General features: G+C 69.8%; 25 protein-coding genes and 1 riboswitch. Of the genes, 12 read left to right on the plus strand and 13 right to left on the minus strand.

The genetic code is table 11. The features are described 5' to 3' along the window. Nucleotides 1–135: 135 nt before the first annotated feature. Complete coding sequence (thiC, locus tag AB0G63_RS24250; RefSeq protein ID WP_360753819.1) at nucleotides 136–1,932, minus strand: phosphomethylpyrimidine synthase ThiC; 1,797 nt, start codon at nucleotides 1,930–1,932, stop codon at nucleotides 136–138. Next, nucleotides 1,925–2,114, minus strand: a riboswitch (TPP riboswitch). (Overlaps the previous gene by 8 nt.) Before the next feature lie 72 nt (nucleotides 2,115–2,186). Between thiC and AB0G63_RS24255 the strand changes: the two genes are divergently transcribed. Continuing rightward, nucleotides 2,187–3,719, plus strand: a complete 1,533-nt coding sequence (locus tag AB0G63_RS24255) for a YibE/F family protein (RefSeq protein WP_360753821.1) — start codon at nucleotides 2,187–2,189, stop codon at nucleotides 3,717–3,719. A 209-nt stretch (nucleotides 3,720–3,928) separates the two neighbouring features. Here AB0G63_RS24255 and AB0G63_RS24260 read toward each other — a convergent pair whose 3' ends face one another. From AB0G63_RS24260 to AB0G63_RS24275, 4 genes are all read right to left on the minus strand, one after another. Next, nucleotides 3,929–4,363: an SsgA family sporulation/cell division regulator gene (locus tag AB0G63_RS24260; RefSeq protein WP_324790134.1), complete on the minus strand. Its 435-nt coding sequence runs from the start codon at nucleotides 4,361–4,363 to the stop codon at nucleotides 3,929–3,931. Nucleotides 4,364–4,461: 98 nt separating this feature from the next. Next, on the minus strand, nucleotides 4,462–5,253 hold the full coding sequence (locus tag AB0G63_RS24265) for an IclR family transcriptional regulator C-terminal domain-containing protein (RefSeq protein ID WP_360753824.1): 792 nt from the start codon (nucleotides 5,251–5,253) through the stop codon (nucleotides 4,462–4,464). 511 nt (nucleotides 5,254–5,764) lie between these two features. Then, on the minus strand, nucleotides 5,765–5,977 hold the full coding sequence (locus AB0G63_RS24270; protein ID WP_324790132.1) for a DUF5326 family protein: 213 nt from the start codon (nucleotides 5,975–5,977) through the stop codon (nucleotides 5,765–5,767). A 182-nt stretch (nucleotides 5,978–6,159) separates the two neighbouring features. Then, a complete protein-coding gene (locus AB0G63_RS24275; RefSeq protein ID WP_360753957.1) occupies nucleotides 6,160–6,477 on the minus strand; it encodes a cupin domain-containing protein in 318 nt (105 codons plus the stop codon). 59 nt (nucleotides 6,478–6,536) lie between these two features. Here AB0G63_RS24275 and AB0G63_RS24280 point away from each other — a divergent pair, with 59 nt between their 5' ends. The 7 genes from AB0G63_RS24280 to AB0G63_RS24310 all read left to right on the plus strand — a co-directional run bounded on the left by AB0G63_RS24280 (nucleotide 6,537) and on the right by AB0G63_RS24310 (nucleotide 11,818). Beyond that, nucleotides 6,537–6,914 (plus strand): phage holin family protein, encoded by a 378-nt coding sequence (locus AB0G63_RS24280; protein ID WP_360753826.1) that lies wholly within the window; start codon nucleotides 6,537–6,539, stop codon nucleotides 6,912–6,914. Nucleotides 6,915–6,921: 7 nt separating this feature from the next. Beyond that, a complete protein-coding gene (locus AB0G63_RS24285) occupies nucleotides 6,922–7,473 on the plus strand; it encodes a low molecular weight protein-tyrosine-phosphatase (RefSeq protein ID WP_360753828.1) in 552 nt (183 codons plus the stop codon). After that, the gene (locus tag AB0G63_RS24290; RefSeq protein WP_360753830.1) at nucleotides 7,470–8,618 is read left to right on the plus strand and encodes a cystathionine gamma-lyase; all 1,149 of its coding nucleotides are present in this window, start codon (nucleotides 7,470–7,472) and stop codon (nucleotides 8,616–8,618) included. Before AB0G63_RS24285 ends, AB0G63_RS24290 begins: the two co-directional genes overlap by 4 nt. A 239-nt stretch (nucleotides 8,619–8,857) precedes the next feature. Further along, the gene (locus tag AB0G63_RS24295) at nucleotides 8,858–9,763 is read left to right on the plus strand and encodes a LysR family transcriptional regulator (protein WP_360753832.1); all 906 of its coding nucleotides are present in this window, start codon (nucleotides 8,858–8,860) and stop codon (nucleotides 9,761–9,763) included. An 88-nt stretch (nucleotides 9,764–9,851) separates the two neighbouring features. Beyond that, entirely contained in the window at nucleotides 9,852–10,334 is a 483-nt protein-coding gene (locus AB0G63_RS24300) for an NUDIX hydrolase (protein WP_360753835.1), read from the plus strand. A 119-nt stretch (nucleotides 10,335–10,453) separates the two neighbouring features. Further along, complete coding sequence (locus tag AB0G63_RS24305; protein ID WP_360753837.1) at nucleotides 10,454–11,320, plus strand: GNAT family N-acetyltransferase; 867 nt, start codon at nucleotides 10,454–10,456, stop codon at nucleotides 11,318–11,320. Nucleotides 11,321–11,365: 45 nt separating this feature from the next. Continuing rightward, on the plus strand, nucleotides 11,366–11,818 hold the full coding sequence (locus tag AB0G63_RS24310; protein WP_360753840.1) for a GNAT family N-acetyltransferase: 453 nt from the start codon (nucleotides 11,366–11,368) through the stop codon (nucleotides 11,816–11,818). A gap of 90 nt (nucleotides 11,819–11,908) precedes the next feature. On the opposite strand, the gene AB0G63_RS24315 is transcribed toward AB0G63_RS24310, so the two are convergent. Then, nucleotides 11,909–13,294: a serine hydrolase domain-containing protein gene (locus AB0G63_RS24315; protein ID WP_360753843.1), complete on the minus strand. Its 1,386-nt coding sequence runs from the start codon at nucleotides 13,292–13,294 to the stop codon at nucleotides 11,909–11,911. A gap of 73 nt (nucleotides 13,295–13,367) precedes the next feature. Then, entirely contained in the window at nucleotides 13,368–14,846 is a 1,479-nt protein-coding gene (gene dnaB, locus AB0G63_RS24320; RefSeq protein WP_324790121.1) for a replicative DNA helicase, read from the minus strand. 459 nt (nucleotides 14,847–15,305) lie between these two features. Here dnaB and AB0G63_RS24325 point away from each other — a divergent pair, with 459 nt between their 5' ends. After that, on the plus strand, nucleotides 15,306–16,643 hold the full coding sequence (locus AB0G63_RS24325) for an MATE family efflux transporter (protein ID WP_360753845.1): 1,338 nt from the start codon (nucleotides 15,306–15,308) through the stop codon (nucleotides 16,641–16,643). Between the two features lie 204 nt (nucleotides 16,644–16,847). Here AB0G63_RS24325 and rplI read toward each other — a convergent pair whose 3' ends face one another. The 4 genes from rplI to rpsF form a co-directional block, all read right to left on the minus strand. Beyond that, a complete protein-coding gene (rplI, locus tag AB0G63_RS24330; RefSeq protein ID WP_159534618.1) occupies nucleotides 16,848–17,294 on the minus strand; it encodes a 50S ribosomal protein L9 in 447 nt (148 codons plus the stop codon). Between the two features lie 18 nt (nucleotides 17,295–17,312). Then, nucleotides 17,313–17,549 (minus strand): 30S ribosomal protein S18, encoded by a 237-nt coding sequence (gene rpsR, locus AB0G63_RS24335; RefSeq protein ID WP_003949403.1) that lies wholly within the window; start codon nucleotides 17,547–17,549, stop codon nucleotides 17,313–17,315. A 57-nt stretch (nucleotides 17,550–17,606) separates the two neighbouring features. Continuing rightward, nucleotides 17,607–18,185, minus strand: a complete 579-nt coding sequence (locus AB0G63_RS24340) for a single-stranded DNA-binding protein (protein WP_324790119.1) — start codon at nucleotides 18,183–18,185, stop codon at nucleotides 17,607–17,609. Between the two features lie 78 nt (nucleotides 18,186–18,263). Beyond that, complete coding sequence (gene rpsF, locus AB0G63_RS24345; RefSeq protein WP_004950685.1) at nucleotides 18,264–18,554, minus strand: 30S ribosomal protein S6; 291 nt, start codon at nucleotides 18,552–18,554, stop codon at nucleotides 18,264–18,266. A gap of 263 nt (nucleotides 18,555–18,817) precedes the next feature. On the opposite strand from rpsF, the gene AB0G63_RS24350 reads away from it, so the two are divergent. The 3 genes from AB0G63_RS24350 to AB0G63_RS24360 all read left to right on the plus strand — a co-directional run bounded on the left by AB0G63_RS24350 (nucleotide 18,818) and on the right by AB0G63_RS24360 (nucleotide 21,528). Continuing rightward, nucleotides 18,818–19,132 (plus strand): hypothetical protein, encoded by a 315-nt coding sequence (locus AB0G63_RS24350; protein ID WP_360753850.1) that lies wholly within the window; start codon nucleotides 18,818–18,820, stop codon nucleotides 19,130–19,132. 177 nt (nucleotides 19,133–19,309) lie between these two features. Then, complete coding sequence (gene femX / locus AB0G63_RS24355) at nucleotides 19,310–20,431, plus strand: peptidoglycan bridge formation glycyltransferase FemX (RefSeq protein ID WP_360753852.1); 1,122 nt, start codon at nucleotides 19,310–19,312, stop codon at nucleotides 20,429–20,431. Between the two features lie 65 nt (nucleotides 20,432–20,496). Then, nucleotides 20,497–21,528, plus strand: coding sequence for an alanine racemase (locus AB0G63_RS24360; RefSeq protein ID WP_324790116.1), 1,032 nt, complete (start codon nucleotides 20,497–20,499; stop codon nucleotides 21,526–21,528). A gap of 90 nt (nucleotides 21,529–21,618) precedes the next feature. Here AB0G63_RS24360 and AB0G63_RS24365 read toward each other — a convergent pair whose 3' ends face one another. Then, nucleotides 21,619–23,127: a glycosyltransferase 87 family protein gene (locus tag AB0G63_RS24365; protein WP_360753855.1), complete on the minus strand. Its 1,509-nt coding sequence runs from the start codon at nucleotides 23,125–23,127 to the stop codon at nucleotides 21,619–21,621. A gap of 149 nt (nucleotides 23,128–23,276) precedes the next feature. After that, a complete protein-coding gene (locus AB0G63_RS24370) occupies nucleotides 23,277–25,949 on the minus strand; it encodes a transglycosylase domain-containing protein (protein WP_360753857.1) in 2,673 nt (890 codons plus the stop codon). Nucleotides 25,950–26,182 lie beyond the last annotated feature (233 nt).

Genomic DNA, 26,182 nt, shown 5'->3' on the forward strand with positions numbered 1-26,182 from the left:
CCGGGGCCCCCTCTCGGCCCGGGGCGCCCCGGGCCGCCCGCGGGGGGGTGGGGGCGCCCCGCCCTCCCACCGGCGCCCCCCACGACCACAACGACCACAACGACCGGTCACGCAGCGGTTGCGTGCGCCCGCGGGTCAGTCGGCGATCGGCAGGTACACCCGGTTCCCGTTCGCCGCGAACTCCTTCGACTTCTGCAGCATCCCCTCAGCGACCTCCTCGGGCGACGCCCCCTCGGCCACGTCACCGCCGAACCGCTCCGCGATGCTCTGGCTGATCTTCATCGAGCAGAACTTCGGCCCGCACATCGAGCAGAAGTGGGCGGTCTTGGCGGGCTCCGCAGGCAGGGTCTCGTCGTGGAACTCCCTTGCCGTGTCCGGATCGAGGGCGAGGTTGAACTGGTCCTCCCACCGGAACTCGAAGCGGGCGTCGGACAGCGCGTCGTCCCACTCCTGCGCACCCGGGTGCCCCTTGGCGAGGTCGGCCGCGTGGGCGGCGATCTTGTAGGTGATGACGCCCGTCTTGACGTCGTCACGGTTGGGCAGGCCCAGGTGTTCCTTGGGGGTGACGTAGCAGAGCATGGCCGTGCCCCACCAGGCGATCATCGCGGCGCCGATGCCGGAGGTGATGTGGTCGTAGGCCGGCGCGATGTCCGTGGTCAGCGGGCCGAGCGTGTAGAAGGGGGCTTCGTCGCAGATCTCCTGCTGGAGGTCGATGTTCTCCTTGATCTTGTGCATCGGGACGTGTCCCGGGCCCTCGATCATGGTCTGGACGTGGAAGCGCTTCGCGATCCGGTTGAGTTCCCCGAGCGTGCGCAACTCCGCGAACTGCGCCTCGTCGTTGGCGTCCGCGATCGAGCCCGGCCGGAGGCCGTCACCCAGCGAGTACGTGACGTCATAGGCGGCGAGGATCTCGCAGAGTTCCTCGAAGTTCTCGTACAGGAAGCTCTCCTTGTGGTGCGCGAGGCACCACGCGGCCATGATCGAGCCGCCGCGCGAGACGATGCCGGTCTTGCGGTTCGCCGTCAGCGGCACGTACGGCAGGCGCACACCCGCGTGGACCGTCATGTAGTCGACGCCCTGCTCGGCCTGCTCGATGACGGTGTCCTTGTAGATCTCCCAGGTCAGTTCCTCGGCCTTGCCGTCGACCTTCTCCAGGGCCTGGTACAGCGGCACCGTGCCGATGGGGACGGGGGAGTTGCGCAGCACCCACTCGCGGGTGGTGTGGATGTTGCGGCCGGTGGAGAGGTCCATGACCGTGTCGGCGCCCCAGCGGGTCGCCCAGGTCATCTTCTCGACCTCCTCCTCGATGGAGGAGGTGACCGCGGAATTGCCGATGTTGGCGTTGACCTTCACCAGGAACCGCTTGCCGATGATCATCGGCTCGATCTCCGGGTGGTTGACGTTCGCGGGCAGCACCGCGCGCCCCGCGGCGATCTCCTCACGGACCACCTCGGCGGAGACGTTCTCCCGGATCGCCACGTACTCCATCTCCGGCGTGATCTCGCCCCGGCGCGCGTACGCGAGCTGGGTGACCGCCTTGCCGTCCCGGCCGCGGCGCGGCTGGCGCGGCCGCCCCGGGAAGACGGCGTCGAGATTGCGCAGTCCGCCGCGCGGCGAGGTGTGCTTGATCCCGTCGTCCTCGGGGCGTACGGGGCGGCCCGTGTACTCCTCCGTGTCGCCACGGGCGACGATCCAGCTCTCCCGCAGCGGCGGCAGGCCCCTGCGGACGTCGGTGTCGACGAGCGGATCGGTGTACGGGCCCGATGTGTCGTACAGCGTGACCGACTGCCCGTTGGTGAGATGCACCTGACGGACCGGCACCCGCAGATCGGGGCGCGAGCCCTCGACGTACGCCTTGTGCCAGCCGATGGATGTCCCGGCCTCCCCGTCGATCTGGTCGGAGGCAGGCGTGCGTGCGTCCTTGCTGGTCATGAGACCTACTCCCTACGCCGGCATTACCCGGTAACAGGTTCGGCGGTCGACGCAGCGGTTTCCGTCGGTCGACGTTCCGTGTGCAACATCACTCGACTCCGGTGACGTTCCACGTGAAACATCGCTGGGACGGAGGTCAGCGCCCTCTCAGCCCGGTGCTCCGAGCTCCCGCGTGTACAAAAGGTGACTCCACGCTAGCGTCAACTCGGGCGCGGTGAACAGAGGCCTCCTGCCGTCCTTGCGATGATCGGGCGGTGACCACGACACCGCAGTACCCGTTTCCGCCCCCCGATCCGCCACCTGGTCCGCCACCCGGTCCGTCACCCGATCCGCCGCATCGACACGACGGCGGTCATGGCCGTGGAGACGGCCCCGATCAGGGCCACGGCCAAGATCACGGTCATGGGCATGGGCATGGGCATGGGCACGATCAGGGGCAGAGGCAGGGGCAGGGGTACGGCCACGGGTCAGGGGTCGGAGGCGGACACGGTCACTCGCACAGCCACGGCCCCGCCGCGCCCGTCTCCCGGCACCTGCGCAAGGTCATCACCGCGATCCTGATCCCCTTCGCCGCGGCCGTGCTGGTCGGGCTCGCGGTGCTGTGGCCCGGCGGCGCACCGTCGCACGAACGCACCGGCGTCGGCTTCGACCGGCAGACCCAGCAGGCGACGGTCGTCAAGCTGGTGAGCGTGAGCTGCAAGTCGGTGAACGCCTCGGGCAGCACGCCGACCGGCGACACGTCGACCGCCGAGGGCTCCTCGGCTCAGCAGCAGGCGAACGGCACCTGCCACAAGGCCACCATCCGCGTCGACACCGGCAAGGACACGGGCCGGACGTTCACCGAGATCGTGCAGCCTGACCAGTCGCGGCAACTGCAGCAGGGGCAGAAGGTCGTGGTCGCCTACGAGCCCTCGGCGCCCAGGGAACTGCAGTACGCGGTCACCGACGTCGACCGCGGGTTCCCCATGGCCCTGCTCGCCGGCGTCTTCGCGCTGGCCGTCGTGGTGGTGGGCCGGATGCGGGGCGTCATGGCGCTGATCGCGCTGGCCGTGAGCTTCCTGGTGCTGACCCTCTTCATCCTTCCGGCGATCCTGGAGGGCTCGAATCCGCTGGTCGTGGCGGTGGTCGGGTCCAGCGCCATCATGCTGATCGCCCTGTACATGTGCCACGGCCTGTCGGCCCGTACGTCCGTGGCGGTCCTGGGCACACTGCTCTCGCTGCTGCTGATCGGCGTCCTGGGTTCGGTGTTCATCGGGTGGGCCGCGCTCACCGGCAACACGGACGACAACACCGGTCTGATCCACGGCCTGTATCCGTCGATCGACATGAGCGGTCTGCTGCTGGCCGGCGTCATCATCGGCTCCCTCGGTGTCCTCGACGACGTGACGGTCACGCAGACCTCGGCCGTGTGGGAACTGCACGAGGCCAACCCCTCGATGGGCTGGCGCGGGCTGTACCGCGCGGGCATCCGCATCGGCCGCGATCACATCGCGTCGGTCGTCAACACGCTCGTCCTCGCCTACGCGGGCGCCGCGCTGCCGTTGCTGCTGCTCTTCTCCATCGCGCAGAGCAGTGTGGGGACCGTCGCCAACAGCGAGCTGGTCGCGGAGGAGATCGTGCGCACGCTGGTGGGCTCGATCGGGCTGGTCGCCTCGGTCCCGGTCACCACGGCTCTCGCCGCCCTGGTCGTCTCCGCGGACCGTCGGGGACCGGAGGGGGCGACGGCCGGCGCCGCTCCGGTCCAGGGACGCTCCGGCACGGGGAGGGGCAGGCGCCGCAAGAACTGAGACCGGGCTCGGGGGCGGACTCGTGGGGCTCCCGGGCCGGCGGTGGCCGCCGAGAGGCGCGAGGTCCACGAGCCGGCCCGTAGGACGGGCGGCTGTCGCCCCCCACCCCCACCCCCGACACGCGGCCAGAAGAAGCGTTCCTGCAGAGCGCCCTGGCCCATGTCGGAGCGTTCCGCCGACTCGGTGCGCCCTGCCTCCGCCGTACCGCTTCAGCCCGCGCTCTGTTCCGCCAGGATGCGGTCCAGCGCCTCGTCGAGGTGGGCGTCGAAGTCTGCGAGCGAACCTTCCTGGCCGAGCGGCACCAGTTTGTCGGTGCGGTCGAGGAAGGCGATGAGCGGCGCCGTCGACGAACGGAACAGCGCCTGGTCCCGGCCGACCTGGAGCCGGATCAGGACGTCGCTCAGCGACTCCGGGTCGGCGGGCGAGATGCGCACATCGCCGTCACCGCAGGGCCGCCCCACCCCGTCGATCATCAGTTCCCGGCCGAACGCCCAGGTCACCGGGGCGTCACCCGGCAGATGGAAGGTCAGCCGCACGGCGTAGGGATCGTACGTCTCGTAACGCAGCTCCACCGGGATGCGGAAGGAGAGCTCCTCGGACACGAGAAAGCTCATCATGACCTCTGCCTGTACGGACTCGCGCATCGCCTACCCCGTCTTGTGACGCCGACTGGCCGGGAATGATCCCCTGACCCTGCAGGCATCTTGCTCAACGTGTACACCAGATCACAAGGAGTGAGTTTTCAGATACTGATAGACCGGCCCAGAGACCTCAGCAACCGGCCCACCTCGCTCTGCAGTTGCTGCGTGGCCGACTCCAGCTGATCGGCCTGATCGCACGGAATCGAGATGGCCATCGTCGCGGCGGTCGTGCCCACGGTGACCGGAATCGCCGCGCAGACCGTGCCGAGGGCGTACTCCTGCCGTTCCGTCACCGGCTGCCTGCGACCGATGCGTTCCAGCCTGCGGAGCAGGGCCTGGTTGTCGCGCACCGTGTACGGGGTGATGGTCTGCACGGGGTGACGCTCGAGATGGTCGCGACGGGCCTCCTCGTCCAACTGGGCGAGCAGGCACTGGCCGATCGCGTGCGCGTGCCCGGTCTCGCGGAAGTCGGCCCACTCCTCAACCGCCGGATTTTCCGGGCTGTCCGAGACGCCCAGGACCTCGATCTCACCGTCCTGGCAGACGGCGTAGTACACCGGGACGCCGATGGCGTCGTGACAGCGGGCCAGCGCCTCGGCGACCGTGCTGCGACGTTTCTGCTCGGCTCCGCTGCCGCCCAGCCGCTCGGCCGCCTCCCCGAGGAAGAACAGGCCTCTGTCACGACGCAGATAGCCCTCGTGCACCAGGGTGCGCAGCAGGTGGTAGGCCGTGGGCAGCGCCAGACCGGTCTCACGGGCCAGTTGCTTGGCGGGGGCTCCCTGCTCGTGCTCGGCGACGCGCTCCAGCAGGCGCAGCGCGCGCTGGACGGACCCGATGAGGGTGCCCGACTGCGACGGCGCATCGGACGCCGCGGGGTGCGGCGCGACGGGCACCGGCTGCGAGGAGTTCGGTGAGGGGGCCTGTGAGTGAGCCGGTGAGGGGGGCGAGGGAGTCCGTGGTGACCGAGACGTGGTCCGTGGGGGCTGCGTCGGCGTCCGTGGGGGCTGTGAGGGGGGTCGTCGAGGCTGTGTCGGTGTCCGCGGCAGCTGCGAGGGCGTTCGCGGCGGCGGATGTGCCGTCGGGCGATCCTGCCCGGCGGGGCCCGGCTGTTCCGGGGGCCAGACGCGGTGTGGGGTGGGGGTCACGGCCGACCGGTCAGGAGCCGGCGGTGCGTGGGGGTCGGTGAGTGCGGTGTCTGCCGTGGCCAAGGGTCACTCCCGAAGCGCGAGGGGGGAGCCCGTGCGGGGGAACACGGGGAGGGGATGTGCGCCGTTCGCGGGGTGGCCCCGCGTCGAGTTCCGGACTCTAACCGCCCGCCACCGCTTGCGGACCGCCTGCCGGGGAAACTTCCCTCGCGCGAGGGAACCGGTGATTCCTGTTACCGCTCACCGGCTCCCGAGGCCCTCACCAGTCGCCGCGCGACGAGGAACTCGACGTGAACTTGCGCACCACGTAGACCAGTCCGCCCACCAGCGCCACGAAGACCAGCACCTTGAACAACAGCCCGATGACGAAGCCCACGACGCTGGCTATCAGCCCGCCGAACACGACCAGGGCGATGACCGGCACCGCTACCCACTTCACCCACCACGGCAGTCCCGCGAAGATCTCTCCCATCGCCCCTGTCCTTGCCTCTCCGCCCACTGCCTCGAGCAGGGGGCGATCCGATGTCCTGCTCTCGATGCTAGGACGGACGGGGGCCCGGCGGGGGGCTCGCGCCCCTTGTCCTCCCCTGACTGATCCCCTAGGGAACCCCGAGACGACGGGTCGGGCCTCCGGAGGGTCAGCTCTCCGGAGGGTCAGCTCTCCGGAGGGGAGAACACCACGAGCACCCGCAGGTCCTCGCTGATGTGGTGGAACTTGTGGGCGACTCCGGCCGGCACGTACACCACGCTGCCGCGCGCCACCTCCGTGGTCTCCAGGCCGACGGTGATCGAGGCACGGCCGCTCACCACGAAGTAGACCTCGTCCTGACGGTGCGGCTGCTGTGGATCGTGCTCGCCCGCGTTGAGCGCGTACAGGCCGACCGACATGTTCCGCTCACGAAGAAACTGCAGGTAGGCGCCCTCGTTGGCGGCGCGCTCCGCCTCCAGTTCGTCCAGCCGGAATGCCTTCATCGCCCTTGCCGTCCTCATCACGCTGCTCGTATTCGATCCTGTCTGCCACGATCAGACACATGAAGAATTTCGTAGTCAAGACGATCGCCAACGCGGGTGCTCTGGCGGTCGCCGTCTGGCTGCTCGACAAGATCACCCTCACGGGGGACAGCACGGGCAAGAAGGCCGGCACCCTGATAGTGGTAGCGCTGCTCTTCGGCCTGGTGAACTGGCTGGTCAAGCCGGTGGTCAACCTCCTCAGCCTGCCCCTGCTCATCCTGACGCTGGGCCTGTTCACCCTGATCGTCAACGCTCTGATGCTGCTGCTGACCTCGTGGCTGGCCGACGGGCTCGACCTCAGCTTCCACGTCGAGGGCTTCTGGACCGCCGTCCTCGGCGGCCTGATCATCTCGATCGTCTCCTGGGCGCTCCACGTCGTCCTGCCCGACGAGGACTGAGCGTGCGATGACCTACCGCGTCTGCTTCGTCTGCACCGGCAACATCTGCCGCTCCCCGATGGCCGAGGCCGTCTTCCGTGCCCGCCTGGCCGAGGCCGGACTCGACGGCCTGGTCGAGGCCGAGAGCGCCGGGACCGGCGGCTGGCACGTGGGCGAGGGCGCCGACCCGCGCGCCGCCGCCGTCCTCGAGGACAACGGTTACGCGAACGCCCACACCGCCCGTCAGTTCCAGCCGTCCTGGTTCGACCGGCTCGACCTCGTCGTCGCCCTCGACTCCGGCCACCTCACGGCCCTGCGCCGCCTCGCGTCCACTCCCGAGGACGCGGCGAAGGTCCGGCTGCTGCGCGCGTACGCCCACCCCTCGCCCGGCCTTCAGCCCTCGACGAGTGAATCGCCCGCGCCTTCCGACCCTTCCGACGAGGCCGGCGACGACCTCGACGTGCCCGACCCGTACTACGGGGGCAGGGACGACTTCGAAGAGTGCCTGGAGATGGTGGAGACGGCGTGCGAAGGCCTGCTCGCCGCGGTGCGCGAGCACCTGGAAGGACGGGCGGCATGAACGGCTCCGGCACGGGCGCGGCCGGCGGCGGAGAGGGCACGCGCGCGGTGCGGGCCGGGCTGCCCGAGCCGGTGAAGTACGAGCCGACCCTGCCCGGTCCGGTGTTCGCCGCCCACTTCCATCTGCCGGGCGACCCGACCGGCCCGTACACCTACGGCCGTGACGAGAACCCGACCTGGACGTTGCTGGAGCGTGCCGTCGGCGAGTTGGAGGCGCCCGGCCAGGACGGGGTGGAGACGCTCGTGTTCGCCTCCGGGATGGCGGCGATCTCGTCGGTGCTGTTCTCCCAGCTGCGCGCCGGGGACACGGTGGTGCTGCCCAGCGACGGCTACCAGGCGCTGCCCCTGGTGCGCGCCCAGCTGGAGGCGTACGGCATCGAGGTACGCACCGCGCCGACCGGGAACGACGCCCAGCTCGACGTCCTCGACGGCGCGCGGCTGGTGTGGCTCGAGACCCCCTCCAATCCCGGGCTCGACGTGTGCGACGTCCGGCGCCTGGCCGAGGCCGCACACGCGCGTGGCGCCCTGGTCGCGGTCGACAACACGCTCGCGACGCCGCTGGGGCAGCGCCCGCTGGAGCTCGGCGCCGACTTCTCGGTGGCCAGCGGCACCAAGCAGCTCACCGGGCACGGGGACGTGCTGCTGGGTTACGTCGTCGGCCGCGACGCCGGGGCCATGACCGCGGTCCGGCGCTGGCGCAAGATCGTCGGCGCGATCCCGGGGCCCATGGAGACCTGGCTCGCGCACCGTTCGCTCGCCACGCTCCAGTTGCGGGTGGACCGGCAGTGCGCCACGGCCCTGGCGGTCGCCGAGGCCCTGCGGGAGCAGCCGGAGGTGAGCGGGCTGCGCTATCCCGGGCTGCCCGGCGATCCCTCGCACGCCGTCGCCTCCCGTCAGATGCGCCGCTACGGGTGCGTGGTCTCCTTCACGCTGCCCACGCGTGCGCGGGCCGAGCGGTTCCTTCAGGCGCTCCGGCTCGTGGACGAGGCGACGAGCTTCGGTGGGGTGCGGTCCACGGCCGAGCGGCGCGGGCGCTGGGGCGGGGACGCGGTACCGGAGGGGTTCGTCCGCCTGTCGGTCGGGGCCGAGGACCCGGAGGATCTGGTGGCGGACGTGCTTCGCGCGGTGCGGGAATCGGCGACGTGAACGCGGTCCCGGACGCCCCACGGCATCCCGGCGGCATCCGCTGCGGACGGCGGACGGTCCGAGCCTCCCCCCTCGTGGCTCGGACCGCCCTCGGTTCCGCGCGCGAAGAACCGCGCGTACAAGGCTAGTTGACTCTGTGTCAGTGTCCAATCACCGTAGCGACACAGACCTATCGACATATTTATAGTTGGGCCCTGCCTCGGGGCCGGGAGAAGGGCAGGGAAAGAGGAGGACAGGCCATGGATCTGGCCCTGCTGCGCACCTTCGTGACCGTGCACCGGGCCGGCTCCTTCACCCGCGCCGCCGCGCTGCTCGGTCTGTCGCAGCCGGCCGTGACCTCGCAGATCCGCACCCTGGAACGGCAGTTGGGCCGTCCCCTGTTCCTGCGGCAGGCCCGCGGAGTGACGCCGACGACCATCGGCGACGAACTCGCACACAAGGCGGCTCCGCATCTCGACGCTCTGGTCGAGATCGCCGAGACCGGGCTCGACGACGAGTCCTCCTTGCGCAGCCTGCACCTCGCCGGGCCGCCCGAGTTCACCGCCGAACGCGCGCTGCCCGCCCTCACGGAACTGACCGGGGAGGACGGCCAGGGATTCGCGCTGCGCTCCTCCTTCGGCACCGCCGAGGAAGTCCTGGAAGGGCTGGCCGCCGGGCATCACGATCTGGCCATCAGCACGGCCCGCCCACGCGGGGCGCTGCTCACGGCGACTGCGCTGTGCGACGAGGAGCACGTCCTGGTCGCCGCCCCGGGCCGGGCAGGGCAGGCAGGCGCCGAGGCAGCCCGCCACGCCGGGGCGCCCGCGTTGAAGGACATCCCCGTGATCGAGGTGCACGAGTCACTGCCCTTCGTCTCCCGCTACTGGGCCTCCGTCTTCGACTCCCGTCCCACCGCTCCCGGCACGATCATCGTCCCCGATCTGCGCGCGGTCCTCGCCTGCGCCGTCGCGGGCGCGGGGCTGGCAGTGCTGCCCCGCTATCTGTGCGAGGCGGCTCTGGAACGCGGTGACGTCATCGCCCTGCACGAACCGGCCGTGCCTCCGCTGCGGACCTACTTCCTGGTGGTCCGGACGGGCACGCTGGCGATGCCGCACATCGCACGGGCCCACGAGTGGCTGGTGCGGGCCGCGGCGGACTGGTGCTGAGCCGAGCCGCTGCGGTCGTCACCGGGAGGGCTCGCCCGGTGACGATATGCGATGTTTCACGTGGAACGATACGGGCCACATTCCTCCCATGACCGTCCGACCCGTGGTCAAGCGCACCGCCCGTGCCGTCCTGCTGGACGGTGACGACCTGGTCCTGATCAAGCGCACCAAGCCCGGCGTGGATCCCTACTGGGTCACTCCCGGTGGCGGGGTGGAGCCCGGGGACACGACCGTTGTCGACGCCCTGCACCGCGAGGTGTACGAGGAACTCGGCGCCAAGATCACCGACGTGGTGCCCTGCTTCGTCGACACCGTCGAGCACATCGGCGAGGACGGCGGCGCGACCGGCGTGAAGGTGCAGCACTTCTTCGTCTGCCGCCTGGAGTCCATGGACACCTCCCTGCGGCACGGCCCGGAGGTGGACGAGCCCGCCGGAGAGTACGAGATCGTCCGCGTACCGTTCACCCGCGTCGGGATCGCCTCCGTCCATCTCGTCCCGCTGTCGCTGCGCCACTATCTGGACGGCAACATCGAGGGCGTACGCGCCATGCACGCTCCTGACCTCGGCTGACGTACCGCCCGCGATCTCGGCCTCCGCCGCCCCGCTGAACACCTCGCCGGATCCACCGGCCCGGTGAACGGCGGGAAAGTGGTGGACGCCGAGGGGGCCCGTCGGACAGCCTGGCCCGCGTGCCGACTCCTTCCCTCCCCGCTCTGCCCATCCGCCGGCTGACGCTCCGCGACCTCACCTCCTGCGCCGACCTGTCCGAGGATCGGGGGTGGCCTCGCGAGGAGCACAAGTGGGGCCTCCTCCTCACCGCCGGGAAGGCGTACGGCATCGACGACCCCGGCGGGGGTCTCGTCACCGCCTGCGTCATCACCGAGTACGGGCCGCAGGACCGGCCCGAGCTGGGCGCCGTCGGCATGGTGCTGGTGGCCCGACGGCATGCCCGCCAGGGCGTGGGCCGTCGGCTGATGAGGCACGTCGTCACCACCATGGGCACCACCCCGCTGACCCTGCACGCGACCCCGAACGGCCGCCCGTTGTACGAGGAACTCGGCTTCAAGGTCACCGGCCGGGCCGAGATGCTGTGCGGGCGCTTCACGCCCGGCGGGCCGGTGCCCGAGGTCACCACCCGCGCCGCCACCGCCGAGGACCTCACCGCGATCCTGCGGCTCGACGCAGAGGTGTTCGGCGTCGACCGCACGCACCTCATCACGCGTCTGCCGGCCTTCGCCGACCAGATCCGGTTGGCCGAGGAGAACGGACGGCTCATCGGGTACGCGGCCGCCTGGCCCAACATGGACACCCATGTCGTCGGACCGCTGATCGCCCGTGACACCGAGACGGCTGCGGCACTCATCGCCTCCCTCGCCGCGCACACCGACCGCCCCCTGCGCACCGACATCGACGTACGGCACAAGGCACTGCTGGCATGGGTGAGGGCACGGGGGCTGGCGTCCGTCGCCTTCAACGCGGTCATGACCCACGGCATCCGGGACCTGCCCGGTGACTGGACCCGGCGCTTCGCTCCACTGACGGTGGCTGCGGGCTGAGCCGTGCCCGGCCCTCCGTCAGCGCACCCGCATAGGGTGCTGCCCATGGGAGACCTTGCGATACGGCCCGCCACGGCGGACGACGTGCCCGCGATCGTCGCGATGCTGGCCGACGACCCTCTGGGCGCCCGGCGTGAGTCGCCGGACGACCTGAGCCCGTACCTGGCGGCCCTCGGCCGCCTCACGTCCGACCCGCACCAGCATCTGGTCGTCGCCGAACGCGAGGGCCGGGTCGTCGGCACCCTCCAGCTCACGATCGTTCCGGGACTGTCCCGGCGCGGCGCCACCCGGTCGATCATCGAAGCGGTGCGCATCCATGCCGACGAGCGGGGCAGCGGACTGGGCACCCGGCTCATCGAGTGGGCGATCGACCGGTCCCGCCGCCTGGACTGTCAGTTGGTGCAGCTGACGTCGGACAGGACACGCACCGACGCCCACCGCTTCTACGAGCGACTGGGATTCGAGCCCTCCCATCTGGGCTTCAAGCTCCAGCTCTGAACCCGCGCCGAAACGGACGGGGCGTCTTGTTTCACGTGAAACAGGACGCCCCCTCACGTGCCGCGCCCGGTCCCCGGAGCGGATCACCCGTCAGCTGATGCCCCGCCACCCGTCCGGGTCCACTCCGCCGGGCACGGAAGCCTCCTCGTCGTACGGCCGGCGCGTGAACACGAACGACCCGAGGTCCAGATGATCCACGGTCCCGTCCGGGCGCCGCACAGGCTTGAGGAGTTCACCGGCGTAGTAGCCGTCGAGCCCGGTCCAGGTCCCGTCACCGTTCGCCCGGAAGCGTGAGCGGCGGCCTTTCTCGGACAGCGGTTCCAGCGAGGCACCCCCGTCGGCCGTCAGCCGCAGGGCGAACGCCTGCGTCCCCCAGTACCAGGGTCTCGCCAGCTCCAGCGCCGCCGGGTCGACCTCCGACAACGGCCGCCACGGTTCCGGAATGCGCGGCTCGGCCTCCGCGACGATGGCCACGAGATCGGCGCCGACCTCCGACAGATGCGGGCCGGACGTGCAGTTGGCCAGCACCACCGCCGCGACGTCGTCCTCCACGCTGATGGTGAGGTTCGCCAGGAAGCCCGGCAGCGACCCGGAGTGACCGACGAGCAGCCGGCCGTCCCGGTGCTGGATCTGCAACCCGAGCCCGTAGGCGGCACCGTCCGCCACGTCCGCGGGTTCCGGCGGGGCCGCGGGTGTCCGCATCTCCCGTACGGTCTCCTCGCTCAGCACCCGGTCGTCGCCGCGGGCCAGGAAGACGGCGAACCGCGCCAGGTCACCGGTGGTGGACCACAGTTGTCCCGCGGGCGCCATCCTTCCGAGGTTCTCGGAAGGCTCCGGCAGCAGGGCGTCGGCCCAGGGATGGACGGCCCAGCCCCCCGCGTGCGGAGACCTCGGTTGCACGGTCGTACGGTCCAGTCCCAGGGGCTGGAGCACTTCGCTCCGTAGCACCTCCTCCCACGGAGCCCCCCGCAGCTTCTCGACGAGCGTGCCCAGCACGGTGTAGCCGGGATTGGAGTAGTGGAAGCGGCGGCCCACCGGATGCAGCAGGGGCTGTTCGCCGAGGACGTCGGCGAGTTCGGGACGCAGCGACCCCGGGGTGCGCTCCCACCACGGGGCGGGCGACTCCGCGGCCAGCCCGCCGGTGTGGGCGAGGAGATCCGCGATCGTGGCCTCCCCCGCCCCCGTGCCGGGCAGGTGCTTCTCCAGCGGATCGCCGAGGTCGAGCAGGCCCTCGTCCCGCAGCCGCAGCACCAGAACGGCCGTGAAGGTCTTCGTGATCGAGCCGATGCGGTACTGCACGTCCTCGTCGGGACCGTGCCCCTCCACCGAGGTCCGCGCGCCGTGCCATACGGCTCTCCCGCCCCGGACCACCGCCGCGACCAGTGAGGGCGCGCGCCCCTCGGCCTGGGCCACGGCGATCCGGTGCACAAGTGCCCGGCGCGTGCCGGGGAGCAGGTCGAACTCAGGTGTCGTCATGCCCCCAGTCCATCCCGCGGGACACTCGGCCGTCGAGCTCATTGATTCCGGGCGCCGTCGTGGCGCTGGCGGATCAGGTCTGCGCCATGTCCACGAACCGCGAGTAGTGGCCCTGGAAGGCGACCGTGATCGTCGCCGTGGGGCCGTTACGGTGCTTGGCCACGATCAGGTCGGCCTCGCCCGCGCGCGGCGACTCCTTCTCGTAGGCGTCCTCACGGTGCAGCAGGATCACCATGTCGGCGTCCTGCTCGATGGATCCGGACTCACGCAGGTCGGAGACCATCGGCTTCTTGTCGGTGCGCTGCTCGGGACCACGGTTGAGCTGCGAGAGCGCGATCACCGGGATCTCCAGCTCCTTGGCGAGCAGCTTGAGGTTACGGGACATGTCCGAGACCTCCTGCTGACGGCTCTCGGCGCGCTTGGAGCCGCCGGACTGCATCAGCTGGAGGTAGTCGATGACGACGAGCCTGATGTCGTTGCGCTGCTTCAGGCGGCGGCACTTGGCGCGGATCTCCATCATCGACAGGTTCGGCGAGTCGTCGATGAAGAGCGGGGCCGCGGAGACGTCGGGCATGCGGCGGGCCAGACGGGTCCAGTCCTCGTCGGTCATCGTGCCGGAGCGCATGTGGTGCAGGGCGACGCGGGCCTCGGCGGACAGCAGTCGCATCGCGATCTCGTTGCGGCCCATCTCGAGGGAGAAGATGACGCTCGGCAGGTTGTGCTTGATCGACGCGGCCCGCGCGAAGTCCAGCGCGAGGGTGGACTTGCCCATGGCGGGACGGGCGGCGATGACGATCATCTGGCCCGGGTGCAGGCCGTTGGTGAGCGAGTCGAAGTCGGTGAAGCCCGTGGGCACGCCGGTCATCTCGCCGCTGCGGGAGCCGATCGCCTCGATCTCGTCGAGCGCGCCCTCCATGATGTCGCCGAGCGGGAGGTAGTCCTCGCTGGTGCGCTGCTCGGTGACCGCGTAGATCTCGGCCTGGGCGCGGTTGACGATCTCGTCGACGTCGTCGTCGGCCGCGTATCCCATCTGGGTGATGCGGGTGCCCGCCTCGACCAGGCGGCGCAGCACGGCACGCTCGTGGACGATCTCCGCGTAGTACTCGGCGTTCGCCGCGGTCGGCACCGTCTGGACGAGGGTGTGCAGGTAGGAGGCGCCGCCGACCTTGTTGATCTCGCCGCGCTTGGTGAGCTCGGCGGCGATCGTGATCGGGTCGGCCGGCTCGCCCTTGGCATAGATGTCGAGGATCGCCTGGAAGATCGTCTCGTGGGCGGGCTTGTAGAAGTCGTGGCCCTTGAGGATCTCGACGACGTCCGCGATGGCGTCCTTCGACAGGAGCATGCCGCCGAGGACGGACTGCTCGGCGTCCAGGTCCTGGGGCGGGACCCGCTCGAAGGACGCACCTCCACCGTCCCACACGCCGTTGTCCCGGCCGCGGTCGTGCTGCTCGTCCCGGCCTCGTCCCCCGTCACCACGCCGGCGGGAGGCGGGCAGACGATCGCTGGGACCGCTGTCGGCCCACGGATCGTCCAAGGGCTCGGAAATGCTCACCGAGCCACCTCCTCCCGTCCGCGGAGCGGACCTCGCCGTGCTCCTCATTTCTACGGCACGGCACTGACAACTGAAGCGCCCAACTCCGGTTCTGAGACGTCGGTTTTGTGTCGGTATCACGGCCGACGCAGGGAGTGGGCGCCGGACCACGGTAGGCCCGCGGGCACCGTCAGCCAATCTGGTTATCCACAGGGCATGTGGACGACGGCCCGGATGCTGTGGAGAACTCCGCGAAACCTGTGCACGACCCGGTGGACAGGCCTGTGAACAAGGTTCCGACTCTCTCCCCACCAGAGAGCTGACCTGCACGTTTCCCGTCCACCGGCTGTGCAGAACAAAAAGTTCTCCGCTTGGGCCGAGATCGCTGCGAACGGTGTACGAAAGAGCACACGCCGAGATGACGAGTAAGGGACGCAAGGGCTTTACATCTCTTACCTGTGGACGATTAGATTGGTGCTCATGACACAGGCTCCCGCGCCCTCCCGCACCACCCGGCGACTCCACGACCGAGAGATCGTCGCGCTGGCCGTGCCCGCCTTCGGCGCGCTGGTGGCCGAGCCGCTGTTCGTCCTGGCCGACAGCGCGATCGTGGGGCACCTGGGAACCGCCCAACTCGCCGGTCTCGGTGTCGCCTCGGCCCTGCTCACGACAGCGGTGAGCGTCTTCGTCTTCCTCGCCTACGCCACCACCGCGGCCGTCGCCCGGCGGGTCGGCGCCGGCGATCTCAACGCCGCGATCCGCCAGGGCATGGACGGCATCTGGCTGGCGCTCCTGATCGGCGTCACCGTGATCGCCGTCGTCCTGCCCACGGCACCAGTCCTGGTGGACGTCTTCGGCGCCTCCGACACTGCGGCCCCCTATGCGACGACCTATCTGCGCATATCCGCCCTCGGCATCCCGGCCATGCTCGTCGTGCTCGCCGCGACCGGCGTCCTGCGTGGCCTGCAGGACACGAAGACGCCGTTGTACGTCGCCGTCGCGGGCTTCGTCGCGAACGCCGTGCTCAACGCGGGCCTCGTCTACGGCGCCGGCCTGGGAATCGCGGGCTCTGCGTGGGGGACCGTCATCGCCCAGTGCGGGATGGCCGCGGTCTATCTCACGGTGGTCGTCCGCGGGGCCCGCGGCCACGGCGCCTCGCTGCGGCCCGACGCCGCGGGGATCAGGGCCTGCGCACAGGCCGGTGCCCCGCTACTGGTGCGGACGCTGTCCCTGCGGGCGATCCTGATGATCGCCACCGCTGTGGCCGCCCGGCTCGGTGACGCCGACATCGCGGCCCACCAGATCATCCTGTCCCTGTGGAGCCTGCTCGCCTTCGCCCTCGATGCCATCGCCATAGCCGGGCAGGCCATCATCGGGCGCTACCTCGGAGCCGACGACACCCGAGGAGCACGCCAGGCATGCCGCCGGATGGTGGAGTGGGGCATCGCGGTCGGTGTCGTCCTGGGCGTGCTGGTCGTGATCGCTCGACCGGTGTTCCTGCCCTTGTTCACCAGCGACTCCGTCGTGAAGGACGCGGCTCTCCCCGCCCTGGTGATCGTCGCTCTCTCGCAGCCGGTCTGCGGTGTCGTCTTCGTGCTGGACGGCGTCCTGATGGGCGCCGGCGACGGCCCGTATCTGGCGTGGGCCATGCTGCTCACCCTGGCGGTCTTCACACCGGCGGCCCTGCTCGTGCCGACCGCGGGCGGCGGACTGACCGCCCTGTGGGCCGCCATGACGCTGATGATGACGGTACGGATGCTGACCCTGTGGCTCCGCGCCCGGTCGGGCCGCTGGCTCGTGACCGGGGCGACACGCTGAACGTTTCACGTGAAACGTGCCCAGTCGTCCGCATCTGCGGGACGCGATCCGCGGGACGTGTATGCGGGACGCGGGCGGGACACAGGCAGGACATGGCCGGAACGCGGGCTGCATGCGGAAGGGGCCGCACCCAGCGGCAGCGGGACGCAGGGTCCCAGCGGCAGCGGATGCGGCCCCTTCCGGCTGTCCAGCCGGACGCGGCACTCAGGCCGCGACCACCTCGATGCTGACCTTGGCGGCAACCTCGGGGTGCAGACGCACGGACGTCTCGTGGGCGCCCAGGGTCTTGATCGGCGCACCGAGCTCGATACGGCGCTTGTCGACCTCGGGGCCACCGGCAGCCTTGATCGCCGAGGCGATGTCGGCCGGGGTGACGGAGCCGAAGAGACGACCGGCGTCGCCGGAGCGGACCGCCAGACGGACCTTCACGCCCTCGAGCTGGGCCTTGACCTGGTTGGCCTGCTCGATGGTCTGGATCTCGTGGATCTTGCGAGCACGACGGATCTGCTCGACGTCCTTCTCGCCGCCCTTGGTCCAGCGGATCGCGAGCTTCCGCGGGACCAGGTAGTTGCGAGCGTAACCGTCCTTGACGTCGACGACGTCGCCCGCGGCACCGAGGCCGGAGACCTCGTGGGTGAGGATGATCTTCATCAGTAGGTCACCCTTTCTTTAGCGCGCGGTGGACGTGTAGGGCAGCAGCGCCATCTCACGGCTGTTCTTGACGGCCGTGGCGACGTCACGCTGGTGCTGCGTGCAGTTGCCGGTCACGCGGCGGGCACGGATCTTGCCGCGGTCGGAAATGAACTTCCGCAGCATGTTCGTGTCCTTGTAGTCCACGTACGTGACCTTGTCCTTGCAGAAAGCGCAGACCTTCTTCTTCGGCTTGCGCACAGGCGGCTTCGCCATGGTGTTTCTCCTGTGTGATCAAGAAGTGTGGGTACGACCCGCCCCTCGGCCGGAGGCCTAGAAGGGGGGCTCGTCCGAGTAGCCGCCACCGCCGCCGCCGGAGTTTCCACCCCAGCCGCCGCCCTGGTTGCCGCCGGCGGGAGCGCCGGTCGCCCACGGGTCGTCGGCGGGAGCTCCGCCGCCCTGCTGGCCGCCACCGGGGCCACCGCCCCAGCCGCCGCCACCCTGGCCGCCACCGCCACCGCCGCCGTAACCACCCTGGCCACCGCGGCCGGTGGTCTTGGTGACCTTGGCCGTGGCGTTGCGCAGGCTGGCGCCGACTTCCTCGACGTCCAGTTCGTAGACCGTGCGCTTGACGCCCTCACGGTCCTCGTAGGACCGCTGCTTCAGCCGGCCCTGCACGATGACGCGCATGCCTCGCTGGAGCGACTCGGCGACGTTCTCCGCCGCCTGACGCCAGACGGAGCAGGTCAGGAAGAGGCTCTCGCCGTCCTTCCACTCGTTCGTCTGGCGGTCGAAGGTGCGGGGAGTGGACGCGACACGGAACTTCGCGACCGCCGCACCGGAGGGGGTGAAGCGCAGCTCGGGGTCGTCGACAAGATTGCCGACGACCGTGATGACGGTCTCGCCTGCCATGGGGGAACCTCTCGGCGGGTTTGCTGCTGGCTGCTTGGTGCTGCTACTCGAATCCCGGGATCAGCTGAGCGGAAGGGCTCAGTGGGTCTCGGGACGGAGGACCTTGGTCCGGAGGACCGACTCGTTCAGGTTCATCTGGCGGTCGAGCTCCTTGACGACCGCAGGCTCGGCCTGCAGGTCGATGACCGAGTAGATGCCCTCGGGCTTCTTCTTGATCTCGTACGCGAGCCGACGACGGCCCCAGGTGTCGACCTTCTCCACCTTTCCGTTGCCCTCACGGACGACGGAGAGGAAGTTCTCGATCAGCGGGGAGACAGCGCGCTCCTCGAGATCGGGGTCGAGGATGACCATCACCTCGTAGTGACGCATGTGGAACCCACCTCCTTTGGACTCAGCGGCCACGGTCGTTCCGTGGCAGGAGGGTTGTGATGCGTACGCAACGGTATAGGCCGCCACTGACAATCGGGGCCCTTCGCGAAAGACCCTGCCGTGACATGGGCAGACACCGTGCAGAAGGTACAGAGTACCTGCAGGGCGGCTTCCGGTTGAAATCCGGCCTCCGGGACCGTCACTCTGTACACATCGGGTGTGTATGGCGCTACGGTGCGCCGTCTTCCGCAGGAGGTGCCCACATGGCACAGGCAATGCGACCCAACACCGTCGGAGGCCTCTTCGCCACGGACGGCAAGCCCCATCCGCTCCAGGACACCCTGCTCGCGGTGACCGGGGTGCTCGGAGTGCTCGCGTTCGTGACGGGCTTCTTCGGCAGTCTGCACCTGCTCAGCTCGTGGACCGGCCTGGTCGGCGTCCTCACGGGCGCGTACGGGCAGTGGATCTCGGTGACGACCCGCGAGCGCTTCGGGTTCGTTCTGGGACTCGGTGCCTCCGCGGTCGGGTTCTTCCTCGGCATGGCGCACGGCGGCCTCTTCGGCGGGGTCGTCGGCTGACGCCGCGGACACCGTCCACAGGACGTCGCACAGCACCCTGCGGGCCGCCCCGGCGGCCCGCAGGCCCGGCGCGGCTTCCGTATGCCCAGTCGGGGCGCTCGTAAGGCGCAGTAGGCTTCGCGCGAGAGCCGGAGCCCCTGTACCCATGGGGACACACCAGCCCGAGGAGCGCCCCGAATGAGCCTGACCCTGAGGACGATCAGTCGCGAGCAGCATCTGGCGTACATCCAGAGCCTGCCGTCGGCGAGCCACATGCAGGTTCCGGCCTGGGCTGACGTCAAGGCGGAGTGGCGCTCGGAGAATCTCGGCTGGTTCGACGGGAAGACCGGCGAACTGGTCGGCGTCGGCCTCGTCCTCTACCGGCAGCTGCCGAAGATCAAGCGCTACCTCGCCTATCTGCCCGAGGGCCCGGTCATCAACTGGTTCGCGCCGAATCTCACCGACTGGCTGGAACCGATGCTCGCGCACCTCAAGCAGCAGGGCGCGTTCTCGGTGAAGATGGGCCCGCCGGTGATCATCCGGCGCTGGGAGGCCAACTCCATCAAGGCCGGCATCCAGGACCCGGACGTGAAGCGTCTGCGCGACGTCGAGGCCGACTTCATCGAGCCGCGCGCCTTCGAGGTCGCCGACAAGCTGCGCCGGATGGGCTGGCAGCAGGGCGAGGACGGCGGCGCCGGCTTCGGCGACGTCCAGCCCCGCTACGTCTACCAGGTGCCGCTGGCCAACCGCTCCCTGGAAGAGGTCCACAAGAACTTCAACCAGCTGTGGCGCCGCAACATCAAGAAGGCCGAGAAGGCCGGCGTCGAGGTCGTCCAGGGTGGTTACCAGGACCTGGAGGAGTGGCAGCGGCTGTACGAGATCACGGCCGTGCGCGACCACTTCCGGCCCCGCCCGCTGTCGTACTTCCAGCGCATGTGGACGGCCCTCAACACCGAGGACCCCAACCGCATGCGGCTGTACTTCGCCCGGCACAACGGCGTGAACCTGTCGGCCGCGACGATGCTGATCGTCGGCGGGCACGTCTGGTACTCCTACGGCGCCTCCGACAACATCGGCCGTGAGGTCCGGCCCTCGAACGCGATGCAGTGGCGGATGCTGCGGGACGCCTACGCGCTGGGCGCGACCGTCTACGACCTGCGGGGCATCTCCGACTCGCTGGACGAGTCCGACCACCTCTTCGGCCTGATCCAGTTCAAGGTGGGCACGGGCGGACAGGCCGCCGAGTACCTCGGCGAGTGGGACTTCCCGCTGAACAAGCTGCTCCACAAGGCGCTCGACATCTACATGTCGCGCCGCTGACGTCACGTTCAGTGATTCCATACCTCTGACACACCGCAGCCACGAGAAAGGTTCCAGGTCCGGCCATGGCGCTCACGCTCTACGTCGACACCGCGCGCTGGCGGGCGCACCACAAGCACGTGCAGGAGCAGTTCCCGGGGCTCGTCCCGGTCTGCAAGGGCAACGGCTACGGCTTCGGGCACGAGCGGCTGGCGGAGGAGGCGACGCGGCTGGGCGCGGACATCCTCGCCGTCGGCACGACGTACGAGGCCGCGCGCATCAAGGACTTCTTCAGCGGGGACCTGCTGGTGCTGACGCCGTACCGGCGCGGCGAGGAGCCCGTGCCGCTGCCCGACCGGGTGGTGCGCTCGGTGTCGTCCGTCGACGGCGTGTACGGCCTGGTGGGGGCCCGCGTGGTGATCGAGGTGATGTCCTCGATGAAGCGCCATGGTGTGAGCGAGCAGGACCTGCCGCAGCTGCACTCCGCCATAGAGAACGTCCGCCTCGAGGGCTTCGCCATCCACCTGCCGCTGGACCGGACCGACGGCTCGGACGCCGTCGAGGAGGTCATCGGCTGGATGGACCGCCTGCGGGCGGCCCGGCTGCCGCTGCACACGATGTTCGTCAGCCACCTGAAGGCGGAGGAGCTGACGCGGCTGCAGCAGCAGTTCCCGCAGACCCGCTTCCGCGCCCGGATCGGCACGCGGCTGTGGCTGGGCGACCACGAGGCCACGGAGTACCGCGGAGCGGTCCTGGACGTCACCCGTGTCGCCAAGGGCGACCGCTTCGGCTACCGGCAGCAGAAGGCGGCCTCGGACGGCTTCCTGGTGGTCGTGGCGGGCGGTACGTCGCACGGGGTGGGTCTGGAGGCCCCCAAGGCGCTGCACGGCGTCATGCCGCGTGCCAAGGGCGTCGCCCGGGCCGGCCTGGCGACGGTCAACCGGAACCTTTCCCCGTTCGTCTGGGGCGGCAAGCAGCGCTGGTTCGCCGAGCCGCCGCACATGCAGGTCTCCATCCTGTTCGTGCCCGCGGACGCCCCCGAGCCGAAGGTGGGTGACGAGCTGGTGGCCCATCTGCGGCACACCACCACGCAGTACGACCGGCTCGTGGACGTCTGAGCGGCACGCCGCCCGCACGGCGAAGGCCGGACCCGGAACTCCTCCGGGTCCGGCCTTCGCCGTGCTCCGCCTTGCCTGCGGCCCGCTCGCTCAGAGCCCGTCCGTCGGGGACGCCGCCCCTCGGGAGCCCCACTCCACGTGCGGCCCGTCGATGGAGGGGACGTGCCCGCGGCGGGCGCGGGCCGCGACGCCGAGGACGAAGACGTCCTCCGCTCCGTCGAGCACGCCCCCCGAGGGGTCGTCGTCACCGGCGCGGCGCACCGGGTCCCGTTCCGGCATGAGGATGTCGCGGACCACCACGACGCACAGGTACAGGGTGCCCAGCAGGTGGACGGCGATGGCCCAGTGGTAGCCCTCCTGGGGCAGGCCCTTGTGGGCATCGCCGCTGGTCGTGTAGGCGAGGTACATCCAGATGCCCAGGTAGTACACGACCTCGCAGGCCTGCCAGATCAGGAAGTCCCGCCATTTCGGCCGCGCCAGCACGGCGAGCGGCACCAGCCACAGGACGTACTGCGGGGAGTAGACCTTGTTGGTGAGGATGAACGCCGCGACGATCAGGAACGCGAGCTGGGCGAAGCGCGGCCGGCGGGGCGCCGTCATGGTGAGCACCGCGATGCCCACGCCGCACAGCAGCACCAGCGCCGTGGCCAGGTTGTTGACCGTGTCGGTGGTCAGCGGGTCGGTCGAGTTCTGGGCCATGATCAGCCAGAAGGACCCGAAGTCCACGCCCCGGTCATGGCTGAACCGGTAGAACTGCACCCAGCCGTCCCAGGCGAACAGCATCACCGGCAGGTTCACCACGAGCCAGGAGACGACCGCCCCGCCCAGGCCCCGGCCGAACTCCCGCCACCTGCCCGCCCGCCAGCACAGCAGGAACAGCGGCCACAGCAGGAACACGGGGTACAGCTTGGCGGCCGTGGCGAGCCCCAGGAGGACGCCGAAAGCCAGGGAGCGGCCCCGCGACCACATGAGCATCGCCGCCGCCGTCAGGGCGACCGCCAGCAGGTCCCAGTTGATGGTGGCGGTCAGCACGAAGGCGGGAGCCAGGGCGAGCAGCAGGCCGTCCCACGGCCGCCGGGCGTGCGTACGGGTCACGCTGACGGCGATGACGGCCGCGCAGACCATCAGCATCCCGGCGTTGACCATCCAGTACCACTGCTCCTGGTCCTGGATGCTGCCGCTGCCCGGCGTGAGCCACGCGGCAACCTCCATGAACACGCCGGTCAGCACCGGGTACTCGAGGTACGGCATGTCGCCGGAGAGCTTGTCGAAGTACGGCACAAGCCCTTCGGCGAAGCCCCGCCCCTGGTACAGGTGCGGGATGTCCGAGTAGCAGGCCTTCGTGTACTGGGAGCTGGCGCCGTAGAACCAGGCACCGTTGTAGCAGGGCGCCTTCTGGATCAGGCCGAGGGCGAACATGCCGATCGCGACCAGCACGACGACCCGGACGGGCGTCCACCAGGACGTCCCGAGCAGGGCGCGCCGCCCGAGGGGGCCGCCGATCAGCTCGCTGCCGGAGCGGGCGACCTCGTCCTCCCTGGTCGGCAGCACCGGGTCCGGCTCGTGCGCGCTCGCTTGCGTCGATTCTGCACTGGGCATGCCGCACATCCTGCCGTACGTGCCTGGGAATACGCCGAGGGCCGCCGCACCTGTTCAGGTGCGGCGGCCCTGTTTTGCGTTTCACGTGAAACATGTGCTCGTTTCACGTGAAACATCCGTGCTGGGCGTTTTGGCGGTGGCCCGGTCCGTCAACCGAAGATGCCGCCGTTGCCGTTGCCTCTGTTGTTGCCGGTTCCGGAGGTGTCCGTGGGCGTCGGCGACGAGGTCACGCCTCCGTCCGTGCCACCGGTGTTCGTCCCGCCGGTGTCGTTGCACTGCCAGCCGAACTTGCAGGAGTCGCTCGGCGACGGTGACGGGCTCGTCAGCGTCTCGCTCGGCGTCGGGCTCGGCGTCGGGCTGGCCTCCGGCGTGTCGCTGACCGTCGGCGTGGGCGTCGGGCTCGGAACGTCGTTGACCACCTCGCCGATGGGCTCGGGCGTCGGGAAGGCCTTCGCCGGCGTGCCCTTCAGCGCCTCCGCCATGTAGTCGTGCCAGATCTCGGCCGGGAACGAGGCACCGTGGATCTTCTCCTGGCCGCCGGTTCCGTACATCTTCTCGAAGGTGCGGTTCTTCTTGGTCTCGTCGTCGTCGTACCGGAACATCGTGATCGACGTCGACAGCTGCGGGGTGTAGCCCACGAACCAGGCCGACTTGTTGCCGTCGGTGGTACCGGTCTTGCCGGCGACCTCGCGGCCGGGCAGCTGGGCGTTGGTACCCGTGCCCTTTTCGACCACGGTCTTCAGGACGTCCGTGACGTTGTCTGCGACCGCCGCGGTGAACGCCTGCTTGCTCTGGACCTTGTGGTTGTAGACGGTGCCGTCGCTGCTGGTGACCTTCTGCACGGAGTACGGGTCACGCTGCTCGCCGCTGGCGGCGAAGGTGGCGTACGCCCCCGCCATCCGGATCGCGCTCGGGTCGGAGATACCGATCGAGAACGACGGGAAGCTGGTGCCGGTCAGGCTGTCCGCCTTGATGCCGGCGTCGACGGCCGCCTCCTTCACCTTGTCCAGCCCGACGTCCATACCGAGCTGCACGAAGGCGGAGTTCACCGACTCCCGCATCGCCTCACGAAGGTCGATCCGGTAGTCGGGCGGGCTGCCGAGCGACTGGTTGCCGTCGTTGGTCTGCAGCCACTCCTCGCCCTTCTCGTTCTTCCAGACCGTCCCGTCGTAATCCTTGATCTTCAGCTTGTTCTTGCCGCTGTACAGACTCTTGGGGGAGACCTGGGTGCGCTCGTCCTGCGCCTGCTCGGTCCCGAGGTCGGGGTCCCGCACACCCCACTTCATGGCTGCGGCGAGCACGAACGGCTTGAAGGTCGAACCGACCTGGGCGCCGGTGACGTCGGCGTTGTTGGTGAAGTGCTTGGTGGCGTCCTCACCGCCGTAGATGGCCTTGATCGCCCCGGTGTCCGGGTCCACGGACGCCCCGCCGAACTGGACGTGGGTGTCCGTGTCCGGGCGAAGCTTGGGCTTGATGTTGGCCTTCCGGACGTTCTTGACCGCCGTCTCGAGCGCCTTGACCTTCTTCTTGTCGAAGGTCGTGTAGATCGAGTAGCCGCCCTGCTGCAGGTCGTCGGCGGTGATGTCCGTGTTGTTGATGATGTAGGCCTTGGCGAGGTCGACGAGGTAGCCGACCTGGCCGCTGAGGGCGGTGTTCGACCGCGGGTTCTGCACCTTGGGAAGCTTGGTGTACTTCGCCCGCGTCGCGGCGTCGAGGTGTTTGTACTCGACCATCTTGTCGAGTGTGTCCTGCATCTGGACCAAGGCGCGCCTGCTGTTGGCCTGGGGCGTGGCGGCCGGGTCGATGGACGTCGCGCCCGCCGGGTCGTAGTACGTGGCGCCCTTCAGCATCGCCGCCAGGAAGGCGCATTCGCCCTCGTTCAGGTCGACGGCGTCCTTGTTGAAGTACGCCCGCGCGGCGGCCTGGATCCCGTAGGCGTTGCGCCCGTAGTACGCGGAGTTCAGGTAGCCGGCCATGATGGCGTCCTTCTTCACCTCGGCGCCCACCTTGATCGAGACGAAGATCTCCTTGAACTTCCGGGAGAGGGTCTGCGACTGGTCGTTCAGCATCGCGTTCTTCACGTACTGCTGAGTGATGGTGGAGCCGCCCTGCGTCTCACCGCCCCTGGCCATGTTGAACACGGCGCGGGCGATGCCCTTGGGGTCGATGCCGCTGTCGGTGTAGAAGGTCTTGTTCTCCTGGGAGATGACGGCGAACCGCATCGCCTCGGGAATCTGCGAGAGGTTGACGATCTGGCGGTTGGTCTCGCCACCGGTGGCGACCATCTCGGAGCCGTCGGACCAGTAGTAGACGTTGTTCTGCGCCGTGGCCGTCTTGGCGACGTCGGGGATGCCCACGAGGGCGTAACCCACGCCGGCGACCGCCACCATGCCGCCGAAGAAGGCGATGAAGAGGCCGGTCACCAGCTTCCAGGACGGCATCCAGCGCGCCGCGCCGTACTTGCCCGCGCGCGGGTAGTCGATCAGACGCTTCTTGTCGGGGACGGCGGCGCGCCCGCGGCCTCGTCCCGGCGGCCCGCTCGGGCCACCGGGTGCCCCGCGCCGGCCCGCGCGGCCGGGTTCGGGCGCTCTGCGGCGGCCGCCCCCGTTTCTCTGTACCGCGCGCCGGGCCTCGGCGCGGCCTCCGTACGACCGCTCCTCGCCTCCCGGCCCGTAGGGATCCGACCCGTACGCGTCGGAAGGAGACCCGGTGGCGCCTCGCGGTGCCGCACGGCGGCCGGAGGACGAGCCGGACTGGCCACGTCGGGCCGCGGCACGTCCGCCTCCCTGCGGCTGCGGCGGTTTGCGACGGTGCTCGCTCATCGAACGACTACTCCTCGGGCAGGCGCACCCTTGCGCGCCTGTCAACGGCGGCTGGTTTCCGGTCCCCCCGAAGTACGGATGTGGTCGGTCGCTCATTCACCCGTACTGCACCGAGGACGATGACGCCCCCTCGCGTCACTCGGTTCCCGGTGGTGTGCATGGCGCACAGACTACGCACCGCCAAAACCCACCGAGCACAGAAGTTCACCTCAAAACAGGCAACTTGCCCCGGA

It is taken from the genome of Streptomyces sp. NPDC020996 (assembly GCF_040641355.1).
Lineage (GTDB): Bacteria > Actinomycetota > Actinomycetes > Streptomycetales > Streptomycetaceae > Streptomyces.